This window comes from Ruminococcus difficilis (assembly GCF_016680995.1).
In genome coordinates this window covers 1-20,607 of record NZ_JAEQMG010000149.1, presented here as the reverse complement: position 1 = coordinate 20,607, position 20,607 = coordinate 1, and the positions used below count along the sequence as shown (strand labels likewise).

The 20,607-nt window shown below is 53.5% G+C and carries 15 protein-coding genes and 1 other annotated feature; of the genes, 14 read left to right on the top strand and 1 reads right to left on the bottom strand.

Going from position 1 to position 20,607, the window contains the following annotated elements:
• The first annotated feature begins 255 nt into the window (after nt 1–255).
• The 12 genes from JKK62_RS13990 to JKK62_RS13935 all read left to right on the top strand — a co-directional run bounded on the left by JKK62_RS13990 (nt 256) and on the right by JKK62_RS13935 (nt 17,745).
• Complete coding sequence (locus tag JKK62_RS13990) at nt 256–1,134, top strand: DMT family transporter (protein WP_201428434.1); 879 nt, start codon at nt 256–258, stop codon at nt 1,132–1,134.
• 546 nt (nt 1,135–1,680) lie between these two features.
• On the top strand, nt 1,681–3,945 hold the full coding sequence (locus JKK62_RS13985; protein ID WP_201428433.1) for an AMP-binding protein: 2,265 nt from the start codon (nt 1,681–1,683) through the stop codon (nt 3,943–3,945).
• A gap of 655 nt (nt 3,946–4,600) precedes the next feature.
• Entirely contained in the window at nt 4,601–6,889 is a 2,289-nt protein-coding gene (locus tag JKK62_RS13980) for an AMP-binding protein (RefSeq protein ID WP_201428432.1), read from the top strand.
• Between the two features lie 184 nt (nt 6,890–7,073).
• On the top strand, nt 7,074–7,736 hold the full coding sequence (locus JKK62_RS13975) for a nucleotide-binding protein (RefSeq protein WP_201428431.1): 663 nt from the start codon (nt 7,074–7,076) through the stop codon (nt 7,734–7,736).
• 245 nt (nt 7,737–7,981) lie between these two features.
• Nucleotides 7,982–8,188 carry a 4Fe-4S binding protein gene (locus JKK62_RS13970; RefSeq protein WP_201428430.1) on the top strand — a complete coding sequence of 69 codons (207 nt, stop codon included), beginning with the start codon at nt 7,982–7,984 and terminating at the stop codon, nt 8,186–8,188.
• 9 nt (nt 8,189–8,197) lie between these two features.
• A complete protein-coding gene (locus JKK62_RS13965; protein ID WP_201428429.1) occupies nt 8,198–9,262 on the top strand; it encodes a 3-methyl-2-oxobutanoate dehydrogenase subunit VorB in 1,065 nt (354 codons plus the stop codon).
• The gene (locus JKK62_RS13960) at nt 9,262–10,020 is read left to right on the top strand and encodes a thiamine pyrophosphate-dependent enzyme (RefSeq protein WP_201428428.1); all 759 of its coding nucleotides are present in this window, start codon (nt 9,262–9,264) and stop codon (nt 10,018–10,020) included. The genes JKK62_RS13965 and JKK62_RS13960 overlap by 1 nt, the downstream gene beginning before the upstream one ends.
• Entirely contained in the window at nt 10,020–10,556 is a 537-nt protein-coding gene (locus tag JKK62_RS13955; RefSeq protein ID WP_201428427.1) for a 2-oxoacid:ferredoxin oxidoreductase subunit gamma family protein, read from the top strand. The genes JKK62_RS13960 and JKK62_RS13955 overlap by 1 nt, the downstream gene beginning before the upstream one ends.
• A gap of 214 nt (nt 10,557–10,770) precedes the next feature.
• A complete protein-coding gene (locus JKK62_RS13950; protein ID WP_201428426.1) occupies nt 10,771–11,835 on the top strand; it encodes a branched-chain amino acid aminotransferase in 1,065 nt (354 codons plus the stop codon).
• A 513-nt stretch (nt 11,836–12,348) separates the two neighbouring features.
• Nucleotides 12,349–12,635 (top strand) — a binding site (T-box leader).
• Nucleotides 12,636–12,771: 136 nt separating this feature from the next.
• Nucleotides 12,772–14,142 carry a hydroxymethylglutaryl-CoA lyase-like TIM-barrel protein gene (locus tag JKK62_RS13945; protein WP_201428425.1) on the top strand — a complete coding sequence of 457 codons (1,371 nt, stop codon included), beginning with the start codon at nt 12,772–12,774 and terminating at the stop codon, nt 14,140–14,142.
• Nucleotides 14,143–14,311: 169 nt separating this feature from the next.
• A complete protein-coding gene (locus JKK62_RS13940) occupies nt 14,312–16,837 on the top strand; it encodes an AMP-binding protein (protein ID WP_201428424.1) in 2,526 nt (841 codons plus the stop codon).
• Nucleotides 16,834–17,745 carry an amidohydrolase family protein gene (locus tag JKK62_RS13935; RefSeq protein ID WP_201428423.1) on the top strand — a complete coding sequence of 304 codons (912 nt, stop codon included), beginning with the start codon at nt 16,834–16,836 and terminating at the stop codon, nt 17,743–17,745. The genes JKK62_RS13940 and JKK62_RS13935 overlap by 4 nt, the downstream gene beginning before the upstream one ends.
• A gap of 48 nt (nt 17,746–17,793) precedes the next feature.
• Here JKK62_RS13935 and JKK62_RS13930 read toward each other — a convergent pair whose 3' ends face one another.
• The gene (locus JKK62_RS13930) at nt 17,794–18,255 is read right to left on the bottom strand and encodes a PTS sugar transporter subunit IIA (protein ID WP_201428422.1); all 462 of its coding nucleotides are present in this window, start codon (nt 18,253–18,255) and stop codon (nt 17,794–17,796) included.
• A gap of 123 nt (nt 18,256–18,378) precedes the next feature.
• Between JKK62_RS13930 and JKK62_RS13925 the strand changes: the two genes are divergently transcribed.
• Nucleotides 18,379–19,260: a carbohydrate kinase family protein gene (locus JKK62_RS13925; protein WP_201428421.1), complete on the top strand. Its 882-nt coding sequence runs from the start codon at nt 18,379–18,381 to the stop codon at nt 19,258–19,260.
• A gap of 95 nt (nt 19,261–19,355) precedes the next feature.
• Nucleotides 19,356–20,456, top strand: coding sequence for a lysylphosphatidylglycerol synthase transmembrane domain-containing protein (locus tag JKK62_RS13920; protein WP_201428420.1), 1,101 nt, complete (start codon nt 19,356–19,358; stop codon nt 20,454–20,456).
• Nucleotides 20,457–20,607: the final 151 nt, after the last annotated feature.

Genomic DNA, 20,607 nt, shown 5'->3' with positions numbered 1-20,607 from the left:
TGCTTCACACTCCTGAATTTGTATCTTCTGCAATTATCTTTGACAGTTTGGCGCGATATTATTCAAAACAGTCATTGCGAAGCCCTTAAGCCTCCCTTTTCTAAGGGAGGTGCCCGTCAGGGCGGAGGGTTGCAAGGGCTGTGGCAATCTCAACATATCATAAGAGTTCCTTATGATTGAAAAATCCGTGTATTTGTGTTACAATGAATTGCGGTTATGATAACCGTTATTATTGTATGATTCGTGAGGGATAAAGTGAGTAACAGAACCAAAGGAATCCTGCTTCTGATCCTATCGGCGTTTTTCTTCGCCTGTATGAATATGTTCGTCAAGCTCAGCGGCGATGAGCTGCCTGTGTTCCAAAAGGTGTTTTTTCGCAACGCGATGGCGTCCGTGATCGCGTTTATCGTTCTTTTAAAGAATAAAGCACCCCTGCGTCCGACGGTCAAGGGCAGCTGGAAGTATCTCGTATTGCGGACGTTATTCGGCTTGACGGGCGTGGTCTGCAATTATTACGCGCTCGAAACGTTGGTGCTGTCCGACGCGTCCATCCTCAATAAGATGTCGCCGTTCTTCGCGGTGATCTTCTCGTTCATCTTCATCCATGAACGCCCCAAGCTCTATCAATGGCTTGTCCTCGGCGGCGCGCTGTTCGGCACGATCTTTGTCATCAAGCCCAGCTTTGCCAACGCCGCTTTCATTCCGGCATTGGTAGGATTTTTGGGCGGCGTATGCGCGGGAGCGGCTTACGGCTGTGTGCGTAAGCTCGGATTGATGGGGGAGAGCAACCCGTATATCGTGTTCTTCTTCTCGACAGCGTCCACCCTGATTGTCACGCCCGTCATGATCGCGGGTTATGTGCCGATGACGGCGCTGCAGTGGGTGTATCTGCTCAGTGCCGGTGTATCCGCGGCGCTCGCGCAGTTCTCCATCACCGCGGCGTATACCTACGCGCCCGCCAAGGAGATCTCCGTCTACGATTTCAGCCAGATCATCTTCGCGTCGCTGATGAGCCTGATCGTATTTCAGCAGGTGCCGGATATCTGGAGCGTCGTCGGCTATGTCATCATCATTTCGATGGCGATCCTCAACTATTTTCTCAGCAGAGAAAAAATCACTAAAAATTCAGAGTGATACTCTTTCTTTATCGTCAAATTGCCGATATTGACTTTTCCGAACAATTGTGATACATTTTTAACAGACAATTGATAAAGGCTGTGACGAAGACGGTCAAGGCATTGTTTTTTCAGAGAGTCGGCGGCTGGTGTGAGCCGACAGAATGAGCCTGAGTACCCATCGCTTCTGAGCCGGGAGCCCGAAAAGTCATACATCTGTATGCTGAGTAGATACTCCCCGTGATTGCTGCGTAAAGGCATAGGGATTCATATAGATTGTCATCACGAGGCACATCGTGCCGTGGTGATATCAATGATATATCGATCCTGAGAGTGGCAGTAGCAATACTGCAAATTGAGTGGTACCGCGGATGTGATTTTTCACGCTCGTCTCAATGTTGAGACGGGCGTTTTATTTTTGGTTAACGGTTAATGGTTAACGGTTAACGGTTGTGGGAAACGCTTCGCGTTTTTGATTCCTAATAGAATTGATTGAGCGAAGCGAGATACCTTCACCGTTCACCGAAACAAGATGAATAATAAAGTTTGATAGGGAGGTCATCCTATGTCAGTAGTTGATAACGAAAAACTCATCGAGGTCGCGAAGCGTATCCGTGAAATGCGCGAGATCAGCGGCTTTTCCGTGGAAGAAATGGCGGAGAAAACCGAGGTGTCCGTATCTGAGTACAAGGCGTATGAGAACGGCACCGAGGATTTTCCCTTCACCTTCATCCACAAGTGCGCTTTGGCGTTCGGACTGGGCATCACCGATATCCTCGAGGGTGAGTCCGCAAGGCTCAAGAGCTACACCGTGACCCGCCGCGGCGGCGGCAGACAGACTGCCGAGGAGGAGGGCATCTCCATCATCAACGTCGCGCCGATGTTCAAGAACAAGATCGCCGAGCCGTATTTCTGCCAGTACGATTATAACGAGAGCTTGCAGAATAAACCGATCCACCTGACCAAGCACGCGGGACAGGAATTCGACTTTGTCCTGTCGGGCAAGATGAAGATCCAGATCGGCAACAACTTTGAGGAGCTCGCCGCGGGCGACAGCATCTACTACAATTCCTCCACGCCTCACGGCATGATCGCGATCGGCGGCGAGAACGTCAAGTTCATCGCCATCATCCTGCCGGGTGAGAAAGAGACCGAAGAGCGCGACGACGAGGTGATGAAGGCGCATGTCAAGAAGAAATCCGCTATCACCGGTCAGTTTGTCCGCACATTGGAGGACGAGAACGGCTGCCTCAAGGCGATCAGCTTCCGCAATGAGGATAAGTTCAACTTCGCGTTTGACTGCGTTGACGCGATCGCGAACAATACGCCCGATAAGCTCGCCATGCTCCATGTCGACAAGAACAAGGTCGAGCGCCGTTTTACCTTCAACGATATGAAGCGCCGTTCCAATCAGGCGGCGAACTATTTTAAGTCCCTCGGCATCAAGAAGGGCGACCGCGTCATGCTCGTCCTCAAACGCCATTATCAGTTCTGGTTCAGTATGCTCGCGCTGCATAAGCTGGGCGCGATCGCGATCCCCGCGACCAACCAGCTCCTTGCGCACGATTTCGAGTATCGCTTCCAGAGCGCAGGTGTTTCCGCAATCGTCGCGACTGCCGACGGTCAGGTCGCCGATTCCGTCGATGAGGCGCAGACGACCTGTCCGACCCTGCAGACCAAGATCATGGTCGGCGGCAATAGAGAGGGTTGGCATGACTTTGACGCGGAGTTTGAGATGTACTCCACCCACTATTACCGCACGACGGAAACGCCCTGCGGCGACGATACGATGGTCATGTTCTTTACCTCGGGCACGACAGGTTATCCGAAGATCGCCAACCACAGCTATAAGTATGCGCTGGGTCACTATGTCACCGCCAAATACTGGCACGGCGTCGATCCCGACGGCCTGCACTTCACCATCTCCGACACCGGCTGGGGCAAGGCGCTGTGGGGTAAGTTCTACGGTCAGTGGCTTTCCGAGGGCGCGGTATTCACCTATGACTTCGACCGCTTCCACGCGGATGACATCCTGCCGATGTTCAAGAAGTACAATATCACCACCTTCTGCGCGCCGCCTACCATGCTGCGCATGATGATCAAGGAGGATCTGAGCAAGTACGATCTGTCCAGTATCACCCATATGACCACCGCGGGCGAGGCGCTCAATCCCGAGGTGTGGCGTCAGTTCCGCAAGGCGACCGGATTGAGGATCATGGAGGGCTTCGGCCAGACCGAGACCACCCTCACCATCGGCAACCTCTTCGGCACAACACCCAAGCTCGGCTCGATGGGCAAGCCCATCCCCGGCTATGATATCGATATCGTTGATCCCGACGGCAATCCCGTTCCCGACGGTGAGCCCGGCGAGATCATCATCCGCACCGACAAGCGCGTTCCCTGCGGATTGTTCAAGGGCTATTATAATAATGAAGAAGCCACCAAAGAGGCATGGCATGACGGCATGTATCACACCGGTGATACCGCGTGGCGCGATGAGGACGGCTACTTCTGGTATGTCGGCAGAACCGACGACGTTATCAAGTCCTCCGGCTACCGTATCGGACCGTTCGAGATCGAATCCGTCATCATGGAGCTGCCCTATGTCCTCGAGTGCGGTGTATCCGCTGCTCCCGACGAGGTGCGCGGTCAGGTCGTCAAGGCGTCCATCGTGCTGGTCAAGGGTACCGAGGGCACGGACGCGTTGAAGAAGGAGATCCAGGATTACGTCAAGAAGCATACCGCGCCGTATAAATATCCGCGTATCGTTGTTTTCAAGGACAGCCTGCCCAAGACGATCAGCGGCAAGATCCAGCGCAATAAGCTCTGATTGGTGAAGAATGAAGGATAAAAGCGACACCTCATTGCGAAGCAGATGATTCGTTTTCTGTAGGGTACGGCGCTTGCGGCGTACCGAGAGGTTTCCGACAAATGTCGTTTTACAATTTAATTGTTGACAAAGATTGAATCATGTGATATTATTAGACGAGCTAAAGGCTATGACGAAGAGGGCGCGGTTCTCTCATCATCCAGAGAAAGAGCGGTTGGTGCAAGCTCCCATGATGGATTCCGTGTTTGTAGCTTCTGAGCCGGGGAGAAGAAAGTATCCTGTGATATGATTAGACCTCCTCCGTGATTGCTGCGTAAATGCATAGGGGTTAATAGATGATTGTCATCACGAGGCACATCGTGCCGTGGTGATCTCAACCGATGTATAGACCCTGAGAGTGGCAGTGCTGAGATATCAGCCTGCAATTTGAGTGGTACCGCGGGTGTTATGCGCTCGTCTCAAAGTGATTACTTTGGGATGGGCGCTATTTTTGGTTAACGGTTATCGGTTAACGGTTAACGGTTGTGGGAAATGCTTCGCATTTTTGATTCCTAATAGAATTGTTTGAGCGAAGCGAGATACCTTCACCGTTCACCGTTCTCCGTTCACCGTTCTCCGATCCGCTCCGTTCCCGAATTCAAGAATGAGGTGCGTTATGGATTATAACACGACAGCTTTGGACACGAAAATCAAAGAAATGGCGACCCGAATTCGCGAGCTGCGCGAACTTGAGGGCAAGACGATCGCCGAAATGGCGGCGTTCGCCGACGTCACCGAGGATGAATATATCGCGTGTGAGTCAGGCGAGCAGGATCTGAACTTCGCGTTCATCTACCGCGTCTCTCAGGCGCTGAACGTCAACGTCACCGAGATCATCGAGGGTATCTCCCCGAACCTGAAATCCTATACCGTGACGCGTTGCGGACAAGGACAGAAGGTATCTCAGGCGCACGGCATGACCTATTATAACCTCGCCTATGCGTTCCAGAACCGTATCGCCGAGCCCTTGTATGTCAAGAGTAAGTACAATCCCGAGGCGCAGTCAAAGCCGATGGAGCTGACCACCCACGACGGTCAGGAGATCGACATCGTCATCGAGGGACAGCTGATGGTACAGGTCGGCGAGCATAAGGAGATCCTCGGCCCCGGTGATACCATCTACTTCGATTCCAACACCCCTCATGGTGAAATGGCAGTCGGCGAGCAGGATTGTATCTTCTACGCCATCGTCCTCAACCCGAAGGGTGAGCCGATTCCCGAGCTGACCACCACCAAGGCGATCGCCGCCGCGAAGGTAGAGAACGTCGATACCAAGGAACGTGTCTGGAAGAAGTTCGTCGACTATGAGGTCAACGAGAACGGTACGCCCACCAAGGTCACCTTCAAGAATGAGGACAAATTCAACTTCGGCTTCGACGTCATCGACGCCATTTCCTATAAGGATCCCGATAAGCTCGCGATGATCCATGTCGCCAATGATAAAACGGAGCATCGCTTCACCTTTACCGATATCCGTCACGCGTCATGCCAGTGCGCGAACTATTTCAAATCGCTCGGCATCCGCAAGGGCGACCGCGTTATGCTGATCTTAAAACGTCATTACCAGTTCTGGTTCGCGATCATCGGTCTGCATAAGCTCGGCGCGATCGCGATCCCCGCGACCAACCAGCTCCAGGCTCACGACCTTGAATACCGCTTCAAGGCGGCGGGCGTTTCCGCGATCGTCTGCACCGGCGACGGCTACTCCGCCGCTGAGGTCGAGAAGGCGATGGAGAATTATCCGCAGTTAAAGCGCATCATGGTCAACGGTGTGCGCGAGGGCTGGCGCAATTTCGATGAAGAATATAAGCTGTTCTCCTCTCACTTCGAGCGTAAGGAGAGCACTCCCTGCGGCGACGACATCATGCTGATGTACTTCACCTCGGGTACCTCCGGTTATCCGAAGATCGCCGCGCATAGCTATAAGCTGGCGCTCGGTCACTTTATGACCGCGCATTTCTGGCACAACGTCGACCCCGACGGTCTGCACTTCACCATCTCCGACACCGGTTGGGCAAAGGCGGCGTGGGGCAAGCTCTACGGACAGTGGCTGTGTGAAGCGCCGATGTTCGTCTATGACTTCGACCGCTTCCATGCCGACGATATCCTGCCGATGTTCGCCAAATACCACATCACCACCTTCTGCGCGCCTCCTACCATGCTGCGCATGATGATCAAGGAGGATATCAGCAAATACGATTTCTCCTCCGTCAAGCGCATGACCACTGCGGGCGAGGCGCTCAACCCCGAGGTATACAACCAGTTCGAGAAGCTGACAGGTTTACAGATCATGGAGGGCTTCGGTCAGACCGAGACCGCCGTTATCATCTGCAACATGATCGGCGCGCCGCATAAGATCGGCTCGATGGGCAAGCCCTCTCCGATCTATGACATCCACCTGATCGACAAGGACGGCAACGATGTTCCCGACGGTGAGCCCGGCGAGATCTGCATCAATATCGCCGACAAAATGCCCTGCGGTCTGGCGATGTACTACTACAACGACGTCGACTCCACCCGCAAGAACTGGCGCAACGGCTACTATCACACCGGCGACCTCGCTTGGCGTGATGAGGACGGCTTCTTCTGGTATGTCGGCAGAGCGGATGACGTCATCAAGTCCTCCGGCTACCGTATCGGACCGTTCGAGATCGAATCGGTCATCATGGAGCTGCCGTATGTGCTTGAGTGCGGCGTATCTCCCGCGCCCGATCCCGTCCGCGGACAGGTCGTCAAGGCTTCTATCGTGCTGGTCAAGGGTACCGAGGGCACCGAGGAGCTGAAGAAGGAGATCCAGGACTACGTCAAGACCCATACCGCTCCGTATAAATATCCGCGTATCGTCGTCTTCAAGGACAGCCTGCCCAAGACGACCAGCGGTAAGATTCAACGAAATTTACTGTGATTCGGTAAATAATTGTATATTCGTTTGGTTAACGGTTAATGGTTAACGGTTAACGTTTGTGGGAAACGCTTCGCGTTTTTGATTCCTAATAGAATTGATTGAGCGAAGCGAGATACCTTCACCGTTCACCGTTCTCCGTTCACCGTTCTCCGTTAACCGTTAACCAATCATAATGGAGATAAAAATGACCTACAAACGTTTGACTATATTATGCGGTCACTACGGTTCGGGAAAGACCAATATCGCCGTCAATATGGCGCTCGACCTCGCCGAAAAGCGGGACAATGTCGCGATCGCCGACCTTGATATCGTCAATCCCTATTTCCGCAGTAAGGACAGTGAGGATGAATTCAAAGAGAAGGGCATCCGCCTGATCTGCTCCGATTTCGCGTCCTCCAACGTGGATCTGCCCTCCATGCCCGCCGACCTGTATTCGATCACCGATGACAAAAGCCTGAGCGTGATCATGGATATCGGCGGCGACGATAGGGGAGCCTACGCGCTCGGCAGACTGCGTGACGCGATCATAGCGGAAAACGACTATGAGATGCTGATGGTCGTCAACAAATACCGCCCCCTGACGCCCGACGCAGAGTCCACCATCGAGGTCATGCGCGAGATCGAAGCGGCGTGCGGTATCCCGTTCACGGGCATCATCAACAATTCCAACTTAGCAACCGAGACCTCCGCGGATGATATTCTTTCCTCTGTGAAGTACGCCGAGGAATTGTCGAGGCTCACAAGCCTGCCGCTGGTGCTTACCACCGTTGAGGAACGTCTTTATGATGACCTCAAGGATAAAATCAGCCCATTATTCCGCTTGAAGCTGCAAAAGAAGCCGGTATAGGCTCCCTTTGGGAAAGGGAGCTCCCGCGTTCAGCGGGTGAGGGATTGCATAAATGTTCGACCGAGACACCTGTGTCGCGGGAGAAACCATTTTTATAAGGTTGCCATTATAATTGGCGATTGATACAATCCCTCCGAGGTTGTCTTGCGACAACCCCACCTCCCTTTACCAAAGGGAGGCTTGATAATCTGCCCACTATAATCTAATTATTTATATAAAAGTATTATAAAGAAGGGAAAATGTATATGGCAAAGCTAACATTCAAGACCGACAACTGTAAGGGTTGCGGACTGTGCGTCGACGCTTGTCCCAAAGGGATCCTGCAGATCGCCACAGACAAAATCAACAAGAAGGGTCATCATCCCGCAGAGTGCACCGATATGGACGCCTGTATCGGCTGCGCGTCCTGCTACATGATGTGCCCCGATTGTATTATCAAGGTAGAAAGGTGATGAAAAACAATGGCAGATAAGATTTTGATGAAAGGTAACGAAGCAATCGCTGCTGCCGCTATCAAGGCGGGTTGTATGCATTACTTCGGTTATCCGATCACCCCTCAGACCGAGATAGCTGCCTACATGGCGAAGGTCATGCCCAAGGTCGGCGGTACCTTCCTGCAGGCTGAGTCCGAGATCGCCGCGATCAACATGGTATACGGCGTGGCGTCCGCGGGCAAACGCGTCATGACTTCTTCTTCCTCTCCCGGCGTATCGCTGAAGGGTGAAGGTTTATCCTACTTAGCGGGCTCCGACCTGCCCTCCCTGATCGTCAACGTACAGCGCGGCGGTCCCGGACTCGGCGGCATCCAGCCCTCCCAGTCCGACTACTTCCAGTCCACCCGCGGCGGCGGTCACGGCGATTATCACATGATCGTTCTCGCTCCCGCGTCCGTCCAGGAGATGGCGGAGCTGACCGTCAAGGGCTTTGAGCTGGCGGATACCTACCGCATGACCGCCATGATCCTCGCCGACGGTACCATGGGTCAGATGATGGAGCCTGTTTCCATCGAAGATCTCGAGGTCAAGCCCGCTCCCGAAAAGCCGTGGGCGACCACCGGCACCAAGATGGAGCGTGAGCACAATATCGTCAACTCCCTCTCTCTGGTTCCCGAGGAACTCGAGGAGCTCAATTTCAAGCGCTATGACCGCTATAAGGTCATCGAAGAGAACGAGACCATGTATGAGGAATACAAGGTCGATGACGCCGACATCGTGATCGCGGCGTTCGGTATCGCGGCGCGCGTATCGAAGAACGCGGTCGATGAAGCCAGAAAGCAGGGCATCAAGGTCGGTCTGATCCGTCCGATCACTCTGTGGCCGTTCCCGAAGGCGCCCTTCAAGAAGGCTGCCGAGCACGCGAAGGCGTTCATCTCGGTCGAGCTGAACATGGGTCAGATGATCGAGGACGTACAGCTCGCCACCGAGAGTAAGTGCCCCGTGACCCTGTGCAACCGCGCGGGCGGTATGATCCCCGATCCCGAGCAGGTGCTGAACGCGATCAAAGAAGTAAACGGAGGTATCAAGTAATGGCTGTATTTGAGAAACCGCATGCACTCATTGATGTGCCGCTGCATTACTGCCCCGGCTGTACCCACGGTATCGTACACCGTCTGGTAGCCGAGGTCATCGACGAGCTGGGCATCGAGGGCAAGACCATCGGTATCGCCCCCGTAGGATGCTCCGTTATGGCTTATAACTATTTCAACTGTGATATGATCGAGGCGGCTCACGGCCGCGCTCCGGCTGTCGCGACCGGCGTGAAGCGTGCCGATCCCGAGAACAACATCGTCTTTACCTATCAGGGTGACGGCGACCTCGCGTCCATCGGTATGGCTGAGACCGTCCACGCGGCGGCTCGTAACGAGAACATCACCGTTATCTTTATCAACAACGCGATCTACGGCATGACCGGCGGTCAGATGGCGCCGACCTCTCTGGTCGGTCAGGTCACCCAGACCTCTCCCTACGGCCGTGACCCCAAGGCTTGCGGCTACCCGATCAAGGTCTGCGAGATGCTCAGTGAGCTTGTCGGACCCGAGTACCTCGAGCGCGTTACCGTCAACAATGTCAAGAATGTCAGAAACGCGAAGAAGGCGATCAAAAAGGCGTTCCAGAACCAGATCGACGGCAAGGGCTTCTCTCTTGTCGAGGTCGTATCCTCCTGCCCGACCAACTGGGGCATGACCCCCAAGCAGGCGCTGGATTGGATCGAAAGCGATATGCTGCCTTACTATCCCTTAGGCGTATATAAGGATCGTTCCGCGGAACAGAAGGAGGCAGAATAATGAGTGCTAAAAATATGTTATTCTCCGGCTTCGGCGGTCAGGGTATCCTTTTCGCCGGCAAATTCATTGCCTACAAGGGCCTGATCGAGGACAAGCAAGTTTCATGGCTGCCGTCCTACGGTCCCGAGATGCGCGGCGGTACAGCGTCCTGCTCCGTCATCGTTTCCGATACGCCCGTCGGCTCTCCGATCGTCAGCAATCCCGACATCCTCGTCGCGATGAACCTGCCCTCTCTGGACAGATTCGAGAGCAAGGTCAAGCCCGGCGGCATGATCTTCGCGGATTCTACGCTGATCGAGCGCAAGGTCGAGCGTGACGACGTCAAGGTGTTCTACATCCCCGCGACCCGCATGGCTTCCGATGAGAAGCTCGGCAACCTCGCGAACATGATCATCGTCGGCAAGCTCCTCAAGGAGACCGGCGACTATACCGAGGAGGGCATCCGTGCCGCTCTGGACAAGGTCATCTCCGCGAAGCGCGCCAACATGAAGGACGTCAACTTCAAGGCGATCCAAATGGGCGCTGAGTTTGAGTAATCGCCTCCCTTTCCTAAGGGAGGTGCCCGATAGGGCGGAGGGTTGTCGTAAACACGATATTACATTTGTTTGAATGAGCAACCCCCAGTCTGCATACGCAGACAGCTTCCTCGCCGGAAACGGCTCCCCCCTTGTCCTTCGGACATTCCCCCAACGGGGGCACCTTAGGAAAGGGGGCCTGAAGATAATTGAAGATTGTATAGGAGGAATCATCATGGATATCAAAGTTACATTAAACCCGAATCCGAAGGCGAAGCCTACCGATACTTCCGCGCTCGGTTTCGGTCAGATCTTTACCGATCACATGTTCCGCTGGACATGGAACAGCGAAGAGGGCTGGCACAATCCGCGCATCGTGCCCTTTGAGAACCTTTCCATCCATCCGGCTTCTACCGTTCTGCACTACGGCTCCGAGATTTTTGAGGGCTTGAAGGCATATCGCCGTGCCGACGGTAAGGTGCAGATGTTCCGTCCGATCGAGAACATCCGCCGTATGAATAACAGTGCCGAGCGTCTCTGTCTGCCCCAGATGCCCGAAGAGGATCTGATGCAGGCGCTGGTCGAATTCGTCCGCTTAGAGCAGGATTGGACGCCTTCCGATAAGGGTACTTCTCTGTATTTGCGTCCGTTCATGTTCGGTAATGACGAGAGCCTCGGCGTTCATGCTGTCCACAACGCGGAGTTCATCATCATCGCATCTCCCGTAGGCTCCTACTACAAGGAGGGTCTGAACCCCGTCAAGATCATGATCGAGGATCAGGACGTCCGCGCGGTACGCGGCGGTACAGGCTACGCGAAGTGCGGCGGTAACTACGCGGCTTCCAACCGTGCAGGCGAGCGCGCCGAGCAGCAGGGCTATTCTCAGGTGCTGTGGCTCGACGGCGTAGAGCGCAAGTATATCGAGGAAGTCGGCGCGATGAACGTCATGTTCAAGATCAACGGCGAGATCGTCACGCCCAAGCTGACCGGTTCCATCCTGCCCGGTATCACCCGCAAGAGCTGCATTGAGTTCTTGAAGAGCGAGGGTATCGAGGTTTCCGAGCGTCTGCTCTCCGTTGAAGAACTCGCTCAGGCGATGACCGACGGCACGCTGGAAGAGGCATGGGGCTGCGGCACCGCAGCTGTTATCTCTCCGATCGGCGAGCTTTGCTATAAGGATCACAAGTACATCATCAACAACAACGAGATCGGCGAACTCTCTCAGCACCTCTACGATTCCATCACCGGCATCCAGTGGGGTGAGGTTGAGGATAAGTTCGGCTGGATTGTTGAGGTTTGATATCGATTGTCATTGCGAACCCCGTTTACGGGGTGTTGCAATCTCAACCATATAAAACGACGCACGCGTCCAATCTCAATCAAATCATCATTGATCAAGCGGCAGGGGAGACCCTGCCGCTTTTTTGATATGAAGCGTTACAGAGATCTTGTAGGGTACGTCCGACACGCGTGTCCGACGTACCGCAACCTTTCCGATATATCCGTACCAAAAGCGAAGCAAATATATGTTTCCGTAACGCTACGCTATGGTCATTGACCATCCGCTTGGCAGAAACGTTATTTTTCTATCTATACTTATTCGAAATAAGGTGAGCCCGTCATTCTCGGACGAGCAATGCTCGTCCCTACGGTAAGATTGATCATCTCTGAATAGTAAATCTGTCAAAAACACCATAATTTTGCGGTGAAAAAACTCTCTGTTGTATCATAAAAACAAAACGATATTTTCACGCGGTAAAGCGCTTGACAATTCTTTGACATTATGCTATATTACTAAAAGCTGAATAACCACATAAATGCGCAGATGAAATTATCGCTTTTACAAACGTCTTTTCAGAGAGTTATCGGTCGGTGCGAGATAACAGGGCAGCAGAAGCGAGTCTCATTTCGGAGCAGAGTCGGTGAACTGCTGTCGGTGGAGATTGCCACAGCCCTAAAGGGCTTCGCAATGACGATTGATAGTAATAGTAACCGGCTACGGAGTGTCCCGTTATCATGGCAGAGGGCTTGTCAGAGCCTTAGAGTGACCGTAGTTATACGGTAAGCAGGGTGGTACCGCGAAGTAACTTCGTCCCTGAGGTCAATGACCTCGGGGATTTTTATATTTGGTGAATGGTGAACGGGGAATGGTGAACGGTGAATGGCGGGCGCTGCCCGCACCCGATTCCTATTGAGTTCATCTTTCACGTTCATTATTCAGAAACGGGGAATTGTTATGAATCACATCAAGATTGCAGAAACAACCTTATCCGATGAAAAATCGACTTTATCCTTCAAGCAGAAGCTTGAGATCGCGCGCAAATTAGAGCGGCTGGGCGTGGACGCCGTAGAGCTGCCCGAGGTCGGCATTTCAAAAGCCGACAGCCTTTTGGTGCGCACGGCGGCGTCCTTTGTGAAGGGCAGCGTCCTGTCCGTGGCGGCGACGACGTCCGTTGACGCGATCGACCGAGCGGCTGACGCCTTGTCTACCGCTTCACATCCGCGTATCCGTGTGGAACTGCCGATGACCGCGTCCATCATGGAATATTCTCTGCACATCAAGCAGCCCAAGATGTGCGCTTATGTAACGAAGCTGGTCGAGAAGGCGAAGTCCGTCTGTGATGACGTTGAGTTCACCGCTGTGGATGCGACCCGCGCCGAAGAAGCGTTCCTCAAAGAAGCCGTCAGAGCGGCGGTGGGTGCCGGCGCGACCGCGATTACCCTGTGTGATGACGCGGCGATCCTGCTGCCCGATGACTTCGCGTCATTCGTTGTTCGTGTGACCGAGGGTGTGGATGTGCCTGTCGGCGTGAAATGCAACAATAAAAACGGCGTGGCGACTGCCGCGGCGATCTTAGCGGTCAAGAACGGCGCTGCCTGCGTCAAGACCTCTATCGGCGGCGAGGCGACTCCGCTGCGTGAGTTCGGCTCGCTGATCAAGGATATCCGTGAGAACTACGGCATCACCTCCGATATCCGCACCACCGAGCTGCTCCGTACCATCGACCAGATCGAGTGGATCATCAGCGGTAAGGCGCATACGGTGACAGCTCGTGAGATCATCGATGACGGCGTGCGTCTGTCGCTCAACGACACGGTCGATACCGTTCGTGAGAACATTGAGAGGATCGGCTATGATCTCTCCGACGAGGATATTCAAAAGGTCTATGAGGAGTTCCTCCGCATTGCCCGCAAGAAGAATGTCGGTATCAAGGAGCTCGACGCGATCGTCGCGTCCTCCGCTTTGCAGGTGCCCGAGACCTACACCATCGAGAATTATGTGATCAACAGCGGCAACCGTATCAGCTCCTCCGCCCAGATCTCGCTGAACCGCGAGGGCAGGACGGTACAGGGCATCGCCATCGGCGACGGTCCCATCGACGCGGCGTTCCACGCGATCGAGCAGATCATCGGCAGACGCTTTGAGCTGGATGACTTCTCCATCCAGACCGTTACGCAGGAGAAAGAAGCGATGGGTAACGCGCTGGTTCGTCTGCGTGTCGCGGGACGGATCTATTCCGGTACCGGGCTCTCCACCGATATCATCGGCGCGTCCATCCGCGCGTACATCAGCGCCGTCAACAAGATCGTTTACGAAGAGGAATAAGGCATATAGGCTCCCTTTTCTAAGGGAGCTGTCGCATAGCGACTGAGGGTTGATACGCTGTGTAAAGATGATTTCATATTGTAAAACCCTCCGCCACTTGGCATGTGTGCCAAGTGCCACCTCCCTTAGGAAAGGGAGGCTAAATATAACGAAAGGTATGTGAAAACCGATGAAATTTTCCTTTTCCACCAAGGGCTGGCATGATATTTCTTTTGAAGAATTTTGTACAGCCGCTGAATATTTCAAATTCGAGGGCATCGAGCCCCATAATATCAATAACGCCGCGTTCTCCGAGAAGAGCAGCGTATTCCAGGATTATTCCTCTGCGGCGACGATGCGCATGCTCTATGACCGCAACCTGACCCTGCCGTGTATCGACGTGATCAACGATATCGCGGACGAAGAGCAGTTCGATTCCGCGATCGCCGAGATCGAGCGCTGTATGAGGATCGCCGCCAATCTGCGCATCCCGAACATCCGCCTGCGTGCGGAATCGCACGAGGATGTGGAAAAGGCGGTCAAGAATTCAAAGCATCTGATCGAGACCATCCTCCCCGACGCGGAGAAGGATAAGATCTCGCTTTTGATCGAGACCCGCGGACTGTACGCGGATACCGCGCTGCTGCGCGATACGCTCGAATATTTCGCGTCCGATTATGTCGCGGCGCTGTGGAATATGTCCGCCGCCTACTTCACCGTAGGGGAGAGCCCTGCCAAGATCATCTCCAACCTCGGCGCTTACGTCCGTCATGTCCACCTCAATGACGGCGTCAAGACCGCTGACGGCATCGAATACCGTCTGGTCGGCGAGGGCGATCTGCCCATTACCGAGACCATGAAGGCACTGCGCTCCGTCAACTACGACGGCTTTATCTCACTGGTATGGGATCCCACTTGGGAGCCCGATCTGGACGATATGGATATCATCTTCGCCCAGTTTATCAGCTATATGAAGCAGTTCGCCGATACCTCCAAGAACGAAAGCGCGCTGTACTGGAATAACCGTCATACCGGTAAGTTCGTGTGGAAGAAGGAGACGCTGATCGACGCGACCTTCTCCGATGTGCTTGACCGCATGGTAGAGGAGTTCCCCGATCAGCTCGCGTTCAAATACACCTCGCTGGACTATACCCGCACCTATACCGAGTTCCGTGACGACGTCGATGAATTCGCCCGCGTGCTGATTTCTCTGGGCGTCAAGGCGGGCTCCCATGTCGCGGTATGGGCTTCCAACGTGCCGCAGTGGTACATCGCTTTCTGGGCGACCGTCAAGCTCGGCGCGGTACTGGTCACCGTCAACACCGCCTATAAGATCCACGAGGCGGAGTACCTTTTGAAGCAGAGCGATACCCATACCCTGATCATCACCGAGGGCGCCAAGGATACCAGCTACGGCGAGATCGTAGCGCGTCTGTGTCCCGAGCTTGAGAACGTCAAGGAGGGTGAACAGCTCCACGCAAAGCGTCTGCCGTTCCTCAGAAACGTCATCACCGTCGGCTTTGAGCAGAAGGGCTGCCTGTCATGGGAAAAGGCGATGGAATACGCTACCAAAACACCCAAGAGCGAGGTCTACCGCATGGCGGCGCAGGTGGATAAGGACGATGTGTGCAATATGCAGTACACCTCGGGTACCACCGGCTTCCCCAAGGGCGTCATGCTGACCCATTATAATATCGTCAACAACGGCAAGAATATCGGCGACCGCATGGATCTGTCCACTGCCGACCGCATGATGATCCAGGTGCCCATGTTCCATTGCTTCGGCATGGTTTTGGCGATGACCGCCTCCATGACCCACGGCGCTACCGTCCTGCCCCTGCCGTATTTCAGCCCCAAGCCCGCGCTTGCGTGCATCAACAATGAGCATATCACCGCTTTCCACGGCGTTCCCACGATGTTTATCTCTCTTTTGGAGCATCCCGATTTCCCGAACACCGACTTCTCCTATATGCGCACCGGTATCATGGCGGGATCACCCTGTCCGATCGACAAAATGCGTGAGGTCGTCGATAAGATGCACATGACTGAGATCACCATCGTCTACGGACAGACCGAGGCGTCTCCCGGCTGTACCATGAGCTCGACCGAGGACAGTATCGAAGTCCGCGTCAACACCGTCGGCAAGGAACTGCCCGAGATCGAGTGTAAGATCGTCGATCCCGAGACGGGTGAGGAATGTCCTCCGAACGTCAACGGCGAATTCCTCGCGCGCGGTTATAATATCATGAAGGGCTATTACAAAATGCCCAAGGAGACTGCCGAAGCCATCGACAAGGACGGCTGGCTCCATACCGGCGACCTCGCCTGCAAGACCGAGGACGGTTATTATAAGATCACCGGTCGCTTGAAGGACATGATCATCCGCGGCGGTGAGAATATCTATCCCAAGGAGATCGAAGAGTTCATCTACACCAATCCCAAGGTCTCCGACGTACAGGTCATCGGCGTTCCCGATGAAAACTACGGCGAAGAGATCATGGCGTGCGTCATCCTCAAGGAGGGTGAGACTATGACCGAGCAGGAGATGAAGGACTTTATCGCCGCGAGCATGGCTCGTCATAAGGTGCCGCGTTATATCGACTTCGTCGACAGCTTCCCGATGAACGCCGCCGGCAAGATCCTCAAGTATAAAATGCGTGAGGACGCGGTCGAAAAGCTCGGTCTGCAAAAAGCGAACAGCGTGGTGACGGCATGATGGAAAAAGGTCACTCGCGTGATTCGTCACGCTCAAACATCGATACAATTCCTCAGTCGCTCGACACGTGTGTCGGTCGACAGCTCCCTTTCCCAAAGGGAGCCGAAAGATTTCAGATTATTGACTCCCACTGTCATATCTATCCCGAGAAGATCGCCGCCAAGGCGGTCGCGGGTACCGATACCTTTTATGACACCGTCGCCAAGTGTGACGGTACTGCCGGCAGCCTGCTGAAGATTAACGAGGAAGTCGGCATCGACCATTCTCTGGTGCAGTCTGTCGCGACCACGCCCAAGCAGGTGCAGTCGATCAATCATTTCATCGCCGAGACTGTTGCCGGCTCAAACGGCAAGCTCACCGGTTTAGGTACGCTCCATCCCGACAGCGAGGATCAGCGCGCGGATGTTCGGCACCTTGTAGATTTAGGCTTGAAGGGCGTCAAGCTCCATCCCGATATCCAGCAATTCAAGATCGACGACTATCGCTGTTTGAAGATCTATGAGCTGTGCGAGGAATATGGCTTGCCGATCCTGATGCACACGGGCGATAAACGCTATGATTTTTCCAACACCAATCGCCTGATCCCGATTTTGGAGACCTATACCAACCTGACCATCATCGGTGCGCACATGGGCGGCTGGTCGCTTTGGGAAGAGGCGAGCTTACAGCTGGCGGGCACCCCGAATCTCTATGTCGACTGTTCCTCTACGATGTCATGGGTACCGCTCGACAAAACCGCTGAGATCATTCGTCGTTACGGCGCGGACAGGGTGCTGTTCGGTACGGATTACCCGATGTGGCATCCCAAGGACGAGCTGGAGATGTTCTTTAACCTCGGACTTACCGACGACGAGATGAAGCTGATCCTCAGCGAGAATGTCAAAAAAATATACGGCTTATCACTTTAATATATTTCTATATTAGAATATTATCGCAAAGCACAGCCGCTGCGGCATCTACCGCGGCGGCTGTTTTACGTGTCTGTTTTCTTTTTGATCGAACAATGCTAAAAAGGCTTTTTGATCTTGCGCCGCGCACAGTTGAGCAGTGAATGTCGGGTCGGACAAGAGCTTTTGCAGCTGTGCTTTGACCCTTATATGCTCGTCGCTGTCGCTTTTGCCCGTGATCATGAAGATGAGCTTGACCCTGCGCCTGTCGGGTGCGCCGTAATCGACGCCGTCCTTGATCGTGACCGCGCTGACCGCTGTTTTTACCGACCCGCTGTGCATGACGTCACAGATCGCGATCCTGCATCCCGCGGCGGTATTGCCCCTATTTTCGCGCTCGATGACCTCACGCTTGAGTGCTTTCGGATGCTCGATCATGCCGCCTCTTTTTTGCAGGCGGATCAGTTCATCCAGTGCTTCTCCCTTAGAATACAGCTCCGCGCCGAGCTCGATCATGCTTTCGTTCAACATTTCCCGTATCGTCATATGAATATTATTCGCTGTTATGATGAGGGTATGCATTTATTGTAACTTGACCTTTGGGGCGTTTTAGGGTAAAATATACAGTGATATATTATGAGCGACAGAGGTATTATGAGTCAAATTTTTGTATCCGGTCTTTCGAATGTAGAGACCTCATGCGCGGTAAGACAGTTTCCGATCGACTATCAGCCGATCGATTATAACTTTTTCGGCATCAGTTCTATTCCTTCGGGCGTCGGGCTGAATGTTTCCCTTGCGCTGTCAGCTCTGGGCGATGAAGTGAGCTTCGCCACCTTTGTCGGCGATGACGCCGCGGGCGTATCGGTGCGCTCCGTCAGTGAGGTTATCGCGGATCGTCGATTTGTATCCTGCACACAAACGCCCCAGAGCGTGGTGCTGTATGATGAAAACGGCAGACGGCGTATCTATACCGATCTAAAGAACATTCAGGAGTCGGAGCTGCCCGATAGCGTATATTGCGACCTTGACCGCTTTGACGCATTATGCCTGTGTAATATCAACTTCTCGCGTCCGCTGCTGCGAATCGCGAAGGAATACGGCAAGCCTGTATTTTGTGATGTGCATTGTCTGAGTGATATCCACGATACGTACAATGCGGATTTTATGAGAGCTGCGGATGTGCTGTTTTTATCGAATGAGAATATCCTCGGCAGGGAAGAGAGTATTGTCAAGAGCCTTGCCGCTGAGTATCCGTGCCGGATTATTGTCGTCGGTATGGGTGCGCGGGGCGCTCTGCTCTATGAAACGGATCGGGACAGGTTTACCGCTGTTTCCGCTGTGACCACACGACCCGTCGTCAATACGGTCGGAGCGGGCGACGCGTTGTTCTCCGCGTTCGTCCATTTCTTTCTCAAGGAAAACGATCCGACAGACGCGCTAAAGAAAGCAGTTGTCTTTGCGTCGTACAAGATCGGCGAGTCCGGCGCTTCAAGGGGTTTTCTTTCAGAAGATCAACTGATCGAATTGTTGTAGTCCTTTTCGGGCTCAACGAGATCATCCCGCGATGTTATATCACCGCGTTTTGATTCAGTCAAACCATCATGATTTTGCAAAAGGAGGTGTCTGAGATGCAAACAAAAAAGCCCAGTTTGAAAAAGCAGTTGATCAATGTCGGCTTCTTGTTGTTGCTGATCGGATTCACCTTCTTTATCATTTTCCACAACAACGACGGCTTTTCTCTGCGGTCGTTGGAGGATTTTGTCAGTAAGATCCACTGGCCGTTTTTGCTCGGCGCGTTTATCTGCATGTTCATGAATATCGGCTTCAAGGGCATGAGTATCGGCGTACTGTCACGTGCGCTCGGTTATAATAAGCGACTGACAAAGAACTATTCCTATGCCGCGGCGGATATATATTTTTCGGCGATCACACCGTCGGCTACGGGCGGACAACCCGCCTCGGCGTATTATATGGTCAAGGATGATATCCCGATCTCCCACACCACGGCGATCCTCTCGGTGAACCTCTTGATGTATACCGCGTCGCTGATGGCGCTGGCGCTGGTCACCTTCATCGTCCGGCCGAATCTGTTCATCAACATCGACTCTTGGATCGTCAAGGTCTGTATTATCGTCGGACTGCTTGTCCAGCTCTTGTTCCTCTCCGTGTATGTGATCATCATGATCTCGGAAAAAACGGTCATGAAGATCGCGACATGGCTTGTCAAGATCGGCTCATTCTTCCGCATCATCAAGGATAGGGAAGAGTATCTCGGACGCATCGACGCGTCGGTCAAGCGCTTTAAGAATTCGATCAAGCTCCTCAATCACGACAAAAAGGCGCTGATCGGCTCCTTCCTGCTGAATTTCGCCGAGCGCATCACCTACATCTCCATCGGTGTACTGGTGTTCTACGGCGCGCTGTATAACATTCCCGAGTTGGCGGGTGTGAAGATCAATGTGATCGATATCTACGCGCTGGAGGCGTTCTGCTGGTTCGGCTCCTACTGCATACCGCTTCCCGGTGCGGTCGGCGCGAGTGAAGCGATCTTCAACAGCGTATTCAGTATGGTCATCAGTAATGTGGTACTGCTGAATTCCACGATGATGATCACCAGAGGTATCAACTTCTATATCAGCTTTATCTTCGCGGGTATCGTGACGCTCCTGCATCACATCAATGTCCATTTCATCCATCCGAAGAGAGTGGAGAATAAAGCAAAAACCTGATAATCGATAAAGAAAAAGCGTGAGCATCAATGTGAACAGGTCCAGTAAAAACGGACAATAGAAAAAAGCACCCCCTTATGGTAGAATGAAAAAGAACTACCATAAGGGGGATTTTGTATGTCAAGAGAGTATAGACACATACAACAGTATG

Bases quoted from the DNA above. Each gene is read 5' to 3' on its own strand.
- JKK62_RS13960 (WP_201428428.1), top strand. From the start codon at position 9,262: ATGGCTGTATTTGAGAAACCGCATGCACTCATTGATGTGCCGCTGCAT.
- JKK62_RS13940 (WP_201428424.1), top strand. From the start codon at position 14,312: ATGAAATTTTCCTTTTCCACCAAGGGCTGGCATGATATTTCTTTTGAA.
- JKK62_RS13945 (WP_201428425.1), top strand. From the start codon at position 12,772: ATGAATCACATCAAGATTGCAGAAACAACCTTATCCGATGAAAAATCG.
- JKK62_RS13980 (WP_201428432.1), top strand. From the start codon at position 4,601: ATGGATTATAACACGACAGCTTTGGACACGAAAATCAAAGAAATGGCG.
- JKK62_RS13935 (WP_201428423.1), top strand. From the start codon at position 16,834: ATGATGGAAAAAGGTCACTCGCGTGATTCGTCACGCTCAAACATCGAT.
- JKK62_RS13955 (WP_201428427.1), top strand. From the start codon at position 10,020: ATGAGTGCTAAAAATATGTTATTCTCCGGCTTCGGCGGTCAGGGTATC.
- JKK62_RS13930 (WP_201428422.1), bottom strand. From the start codon at position 18,255: ATGTTGAACGAAAGCATGATCGAGCTCGGCGCGGAGCTGTATTCTAAG.
- JKK62_RS13925 (WP_201428421.1), top strand. From the start codon at position 18,379: ATGAGTCAAATTTTTGTATCCGGTCTTTCGAATGTAGAGACCTCATGC.
- JKK62_RS13985 (WP_201428433.1), top strand. From the start codon at position 1,681: ATGTCAGTAGTTGATAACGAAAAACTCATCGAGGTCGCGAAGCGTATC.
- JKK62_RS13970 (WP_201428430.1), top strand. From the start codon at position 7,982: ATGGCAAAGCTAACATTCAAGACCGACAACTGTAAGGGTTGCGGACTG.
- JKK62_RS13920 (WP_201428420.1), top strand. From the start codon at position 19,356: ATGCAAACAAAAAAGCCCAGTTTGAAAAAGCAGTTGATCAATGTCGGC.
- JKK62_RS13965 (WP_201428429.1), top strand. From the start codon at position 8,198: ATGGCAGATAAGATTTTGATGAAAGGTAACGAAGCAATCGCTGCTGCC.
- JKK62_RS13950 (WP_201428426.1), top strand. From the start codon at position 10,771: ATGGATATCAAAGTTACATTAAACCCGAATCCGAAGGCGAAGCCTACC.
- JKK62_RS13975 (WP_201428431.1), top strand. From the start codon at position 7,074: ATGACCTACAAACGTTTGACTATATTATGCGGTCACTACGGTTCGGGA.